At 69.3% G+C, this 3,287-nt stretch carries 4 protein-coding genes and 1 pseudogene; 3 read left to right on the forward strand and 2 right to left on the reverse strand.

Features of this window, described 5'->3' with window-relative positions; all coding sequences use genetic code 11:
- The 3 genes and pseudogenes from VF468_07660 to VF468_07670 form a co-directional block, all read left to right on the forward strand.
- A partial coding sequence (locus VF468_07660) for an IS5/IS1182 family transposase (GenBank protein ID HEX5878181.1) occupies positions 1-108 on the forward strand: 108 nt, incomplete at its 5' end.
- A 1,224-nt stretch (positions 109-1,332) separates the two neighbouring features.
- Positions 1,333-1,545: pseudogene (locus VF468_07665) on the forward strand (CDP-alcohol phosphatidyltransferase family protein).
- A 44-nt stretch (positions 1,546-1,589) separates the two neighbouring features.
- Entirely contained in the window at positions 1,590-1,859 is a 270-nt protein-coding gene (locus VF468_07670) for a hypothetical protein (GenBank protein ID HEX5878182.1), read from the forward strand.
- On the opposite strand, the gene VF468_07675 is transcribed toward VF468_07670, so the two are convergent.
- Together VF468_07675 and VF468_07680 are read right to left on the reverse strand one after the other, a co-directional pair.
- On the reverse strand, positions 1,856-2,158 hold the full coding sequence (locus VF468_07675; protein HEX5878183.1) for a hypothetical protein: 303 nt from the start codon (positions 2,156-2,158) through the stop codon (positions 1,856-1,858). The two genes, VF468_07670 and VF468_07675, sit on opposite strands and share 4 nt — an antisense overlap.
- Before the next feature lie 69 nt (positions 2,159-2,227).
- Positions 2,228-3,187: an alpha/beta hydrolase gene (locus tag VF468_07680; GenBank protein HEX5878184.1), complete on the reverse strand. Its 960-nt coding sequence runs from the start codon at positions 3,185-3,187 to the stop codon at positions 2,228-2,230.
- Positions 3,188-3,287 lie beyond the last annotated feature (100 nt).

The raw sequence follows: 3,287 nt of genomic DNA on the forward strand, positions 1-3,287 counted from the left end.
CGATACCGCCGTCTCAGCAAGGACTACGAATACCTCACCGCCACCTCCGAGGCGGTCATCTACCTAGCCATGACCCGGCTGCTGCTCCGTCGCCTCACCCGCCCATGAGCTTTTCAGACACCCTCTAAGCGTTCTCCTACCGCTGTGCTGGTGTACTCAGCCCCATTTGTCGGCGACTATGGGGAAGCGAGCAGTCCTGGAGTAACCAAAAGCGCTGGTGAGAAGGAGTGACGTGGGCGCGGGAGGAGTTGAACCTCCGTCCTCTTCCGTGTCAGATCCAACGCCCGCGATGCGGCCCGTACATTGCAGGGGTAACGAATCGTGGACGAGAGTGAGGAAGCTGCAGGTGAGCGCCGCTGCTAGCGCTCGGATGCTCCCACGATCCGTCACGCTTCTTCAGCGGTCCTGTTGGCTCTTATGACGGTCGGTTGCTGCCCATCTGCTGCCCGACGACGGAGCTGAGACCTTCTGGATCACAATCTGAACCGCCCGCTGGGATCATCTCTGCTCTGTGATCTGAAGGGCCATGACCTGCGGTTGGCCTGAACGTCTTGCCCCGCAACAGCTAGTGACCGCTGACGCCCGTGCGCGACTGCCGCGGCACGGACCCGAGTGCGGACCGAGCGCGAAGGCCCACCGGCCGTGCCCACTGGACGACGGTTTCGCTCCGCGGCACAGCGGGCGGGTGGGCAGGTGGAGCGCACCGCCAGCGGCCATCTCAAGGTCATCGGGCCCGCGCCCGCCGGTTCGGCCGGCGTCGCCCTGCGGGCCGTTGTAGGGCCGCCCTCGTGGCTCCAGGAAGGGCATTGTGCGCGAATGCGTGGGTAGGGTTGGTCAAGCAGCACCGTCTGCTACAGGCCATGCCCGCGGGAAGGCGCAGGTACGAGAAGAAGGGGAAGGGTGGGCATGAGCGCACTGAAGACCCTGGCGCTCGTCGTACTGGCCGTCATTCTCGGCTCAGTAACCACCGAGCTTCTTGCTGGCGGTTCGGCGCTCGTTTGGTTGGTGGCTTCCGCTCTTTGGACGTGGCTACTGCTCCGCGGCCATCGGCGCCAGGAAACTCACGAGGAGTAGCAATGAGCCGCAAGAAGCTGAGGAAGGCGCTCAAGGACCCGAACACGGTCCATTAGGTGCGCCTGGGCGACGGCCGCGTGGTCGAGTGGACTGGCAACGACGACAGCCCGCTACGGGAAGCGCTGGCTACCAGCCCAGGACGTTGACACCCCACAGGACGCGAGGGCGGCCAAGGTGGCGTTGCGCCGCTCGCTGGGCAAGGACGCCGACGGGCCGGTGAGCCGCTGGCTGAACCGGCCCCTGTCGACCCGGCTGTCGATGGTCCTGGCCCCGCTGCGGCCGGCACCTGATCTGGTGTCGCTGGTGGCGTTCACGTTGGGTCTGGCCGGCGGGCTGCTGGTCCACGCGAGCTCGGTCGCCGACGGGGTCGATGGGGAGGTGGCCCGGCTCCAGCTGCGGGCCGGGCCGCGGGGGGCGCTGCTGGATGGGCTGTTAGACCGGGTGGGCGATGCGGCCATCCTGGGCGGGCTAGGGCTGTGGGCGCTGAACGGCCACGGCCCCGAGGGGGTGTTGGTGTGGACCGTGGCCGCGACCGCCGGGGCGTTGTTGTCGATGCGTCCAAGGACCGGGCGGCCGCCCTGGGGCTACCGCCCGCGCCTGAGCGGGCGCTGGGGTGGCTGCTGGGCGGCCGGGACGGCCGGCTGCTGCTGGTCGCCGTGGGCGCGGTCCTGGGCGCACCGGTCGCCGCCCTGGCCGCCGTCTCCGCCACCTCGGCGCTGTCGCTCGGCCTACGGGTCGGCTTCCTCCGCCGCCCGCCGGCTCGCGACATGGGGTCTTGGAATTAGCCGGCCAGGGTGGGAGGTGCCTTCGGGGGTGCGCCTGCCCTGCGCCGTAGCCATCCCGGCGCGTTCGGGTCGATGGCCCGCTCGATGAGCTTCACCGACCACAACCGCCGGCCGTCGGCCGTGATGTAGGGGGCGACCCGCTCTGCGGCTTCGGTCACCTTGGCCAGGTCGACGCGGAGTAACTCTGCCACGCGGGCAAGGGGTGCGGCGATCGGCCATGCACTCCGGTCGACAGCACCCGCGCGCAGCGGGAGCTTCACCATCTCACCCAACAGCGTATCAGCAAGGCGAACGCTCACTCGTCGGCCACCTTCGCGACCACGTGATGGCGCTGTCGCAACGGTCGGAAGGTCCGAGCAGGCGGAGCCTCAGGTCTTGTCGGACAACACCGCTCGTAATGTGTCGGTGGCCAGGGTGATGGCGCCCCGGGCGGCGTTGGTGTCGGCGAGGGCGTTGAGCATGACGAAGTCGTGGATGACGGCGTGGAAGCGGTCGGCGGCGACGGGGACGCCGGCGTCGCGGAGTTTGTCGGCATAGGCCTCGCCCTCGTCGCGAACCACGTCAGCTTCGGCGGTGATGACCAGGGCGGGGGGCAGACCGGCGAGCTGCTCGAGGCTGGCGCGCAGCGGGGAGGCGGTGGGCTCGGCCCGCTGGGCGGGGTCGGTGGTGTACTGGTCCCAGGACCACTGCATGGCGTCGCGGCGCAGGTAGTAGCCGGTGGCGAATTGACGGTAGGACTCGGTATCGAAGTTGGCGTCGGTGACTGGGTAGAAGAGCACCTGGTGGCGGAACATCGGACCGCCATGCTGCTTGGCCAGCAGCGTGACCGCCGCTGTCATGTTCCCGCCGACGCTGTCGCCGGCGATCGCGATGCGGCTGGGGTCCAGTCCCCGCTCCTGGCCGTGCTCGGCGACCCACTTGGCCACGGCGTAGCACTCCTGGATGGCCGTGGGGTACTTGGCCTCCGGGGAGCGGCTGTAGTTGGGGAACACCACCGCGGCCTGCGCCCCGACGGCGAGCTCGCGGATGAGCCGGTCGTGGGTGTGGTGGTTGCCGAAGACCCAGCCGTCGCCGTGGAGGTAGACGATCACCGCCAGCGGCCGGCGGGCGCCCTGCGGGCGCAGGATGCGCACCGACACCTGGCCGGACGGGCCGCCGGGCACAGTGGTGTCCTCGACGTCGACGGTCAGCTTCTTGACCGGGCCGGACTGGAGTTCATCGATGGTCCTGCGACCCTGGCCCGGGCCGAGCTCAAACCAGTAGGGAGGATTCGCGTTGGCGTCGACCACGGCCTTGGCCTGCGGCTCGAGGAATACCGGCTTGGGCATGACTGCCTGGTCCTCCTCCTCCTGGCCGCAGCTGTGGTGCTCAGCGAGCCGCCCGACCGCCGTAGTCGTCCCGTTGCCAGGCCAGCTCCCGGGCCATGGC

It is taken from the genome of Actinomycetota bacterium, from assembly GCA_036280995.1.
Classification (GTDB): Bacteria; Actinomycetota; CALGFH01; order CALGFH01; family CALGFH01; genus CALGFH01.

What these genes read in the sequence shown, in the direction of transcription:
- VF468_07680 (HEX5878184.1), bottom strand. Translation starts at nt 3,187, where the DNA reads ATGCCCAAGCCGGTATTCCTCGAGCCGCAGGCCAAGGCCGTGGTCGAC.